This is a genomic window from Geminicoccus sp. (assembly GCF_035556675.1).
Lineage (GTDB): Bacteria > Pseudomonadota > Alphaproteobacteria > Geminicoccales > Geminicoccaceae > Geminicoccus.
Window position 1 is genome coordinate 1 of the sequence record NZ_DATMFZ010000201.1, and the last position, 2,196, is coordinate 2,196.

3 protein-coding genes are annotated in these 2,196 nt (G+C 69.1%); 2 read left to right on the plus strand and 1 reads right to left on the minus strand.

The features are described 5' to 3' along the window. Both VNS22_RS14585 and VNS22_RS14590 read left to right on the plus strand, forming a co-directional pair. A partial coding sequence (locus tag VNS22_RS14585) for a hypothetical protein (protein ID WP_325733628.1) occupies positions 1-270 on the plus strand: 270 nt, incomplete at its 5' end. 17 nt (positions 271-287) lie between these two features. Next, positions 288-1,454 carry a GAF domain-containing protein gene (locus tag VNS22_RS14590; RefSeq protein ID WP_325733630.1) on the plus strand — a complete coding sequence of 389 codons (1,167 nt, stop codon included), beginning with the start codon at positions 288-290 and terminating at the stop codon, positions 1,452-1,454. Between the two features lie 30 nt (positions 1,455-1,484). On the opposite strand, the gene VNS22_RS14595 is transcribed toward VNS22_RS14590, so the two are convergent. After that, the coding region (locus VNS22_RS14595) for an alpha/beta hydrolase (protein WP_325733632.1) at positions 1,485-2,196 on the minus strand (712 nt) is incomplete at its 5' end.

Below are 2,196 nucleotides of genomic sequence, written 5' to 3' on the forward strand. Positions count from 1 at the left end.
GAAAAAATCTCGATCCTCCGTAGAGGCGAATTCTTTCATCATCTGAAATTTCCTCCTTGCATGACTGTCGATCATTCAGTCGGAGGCCCGAACGATGCAGCCGGATCGATGGTCCTATGCGCGCCTCTGTGGCGGCGCGCGGTGGAGCACACCGGCAGCCGGGCAAGGCAGCTCTATCAATTCTATCAAATTTCGCAACTCTTTCATTTTTTGCAGCGGCCGCTATCCTGCAGGCCGGCCCGCAACTGCCGGCGCCAGGCGCTCCGGTGAGCCGCGGGAGGAAGGCAATGGAGAAAGCACGGAAGGACATCCTGACCACGGCCGACACGGCCAGGCTGCTCGGCGTCTCGGTGCGTACGGCCCAGCTGCTCATCGAGGGCGGCTCCATTCCGTCATGGAAGACGCCAGGCGGGCATCGCCGCGTCTATCGCGCCGACATCGAGGCATTGATCGAGGGTCGCGCGCCCGGCACGCCCGCGCCATCCGCGACCGTGGTGGTGGTCGCCCCGGCCGATCGGCTGCCCCACTACGAACGGCTGTTCAGCGCCGTCGGCGAATGCATGGCAGAGATCTTCGGGGACACGCATGCAGCGCTGCTCGCGATCGGCGCCATCCACCCTTGCGCCGTGCTCGTCGATCTCGCGGATGCGGATGGCGAGCGGCTGGCACTTCTGCACAGCGTCAAAGCGAACCCATCGCTGGGCCATGGCCGGATCCTGGCGATCGCCGACGGGCCGGACGCAGAGGCGGACGGGTCTGGCTTGGCAATGCGCATCGCTACGCCGGAACAGGCGGTGGCCTCGCTGCGCCGGTTCCTGGCCGATGCCGGGCCGGTGGCGGTGCCGGCCGGTGCCGCCTTCCCGATCGCGCTCAACGAGGGGCAGAGGCTGGCGGCACTGGAACGTTCCGGGCTGGTGGATACGGCGCCTGAGGAGGCGTTCGATCGGGTGACCTGGCTGGCCGCCCGGACTCTCGATGCCCCGATCTCGCTGCTCACGCTGCTCACGCCCACGCGGCAGTGGTTCAAGTCGCGCTTCGGGCTGGATCTTCCGGAGACGCCGCGGAGCTGGGCCTTCTGCAACTACACGATCCTGCAGAAGGGCGTCTTCTCGGTCGAGGATCTGGCGAGCGATCCGCGCTTTGCCGACAATCCGGCCGTCGCGGGCGAGCCGGGACTCCGCTTCTATGCCGGCACGCCGATTCTCGACATTGAAGGCTTTGCCGTGGGCTCCCTGTGCGTCATGGACTACCGGCCCCGGGTGCTGCAGGAGCACGAGGCGCAGGCCCTGCTGGCGCTCGCCGCCCTGGCATCCACCGAAGTCCGCCTGCGCGTGGCCGAGCGGCGGCTGCGTGACGCTCTCCGACGGGCAGAGCGGCCAGCCGGGGGCAGAAGCGGTGCTGCCGCCACCGGACCCGGCATGGCTGTCCGTCGCCGAGCCGGGCACTGCCCCTGACGCAGGCCTGCGCCGCCGCAAGCACCGCTTTCACCACCAAGTACCGGCCCTCGCCCGGGACTCCGCGGCGGCTTCGAGCGCCGTGCCCCAGCCCAGCCGGTCCAGGAATCGCAGCAGCGCCGCATTGACCGCATCTGGTCGTTCGAGCGTGGCGGTATGCCCGCAGCCCGGAATCGTGACCAGCTCGGTCTGGAGAATCTCCGCCATCGTATGGCTCTCCTCCAGCGGCCGCGCGCGATCATGCTCTCCGGCGATGACCAGCGTTGGCGCCACGACGTCCGGCAGCAGGCTGAGCGCGTCGGTGCGGCCGAAGATCATCCGCCCCAGCGGCACGATCGACCGGCGCAGGGCTTGCGCATCGAAGCCATGGATCTGCTGGCGCAGCCGGTCCGGCAGTGCCGGCAGGCGCTGCTCGATGTCCGGGGCGAAGAACAGCGGCGTGATCGCCGCGACCAGTTCCTCGCTGACCCGGCCGGCGGCCTCGATCTGGTCGAGCATCGCCGTGTAGGTCAGCCGCGTGGCCCAGGGCTCCTCGCCGAGATGGCTGTTCATCAGCACCAGCCCGGCGACCCGTTCCGGCGCACGCGCGGCAAGGTGGGCACCCCACATGCCGCCGACCGACGATCCGATGACGACGCAGCGCCCGATCTCGAGCCGGTCCAGCAGCTCGACCATGTGCCGGGCCAGATCGGCCAGCGTGCGCGTGCCGTGCGGCAACGGCCCCGACCCGCCATGACCCCAC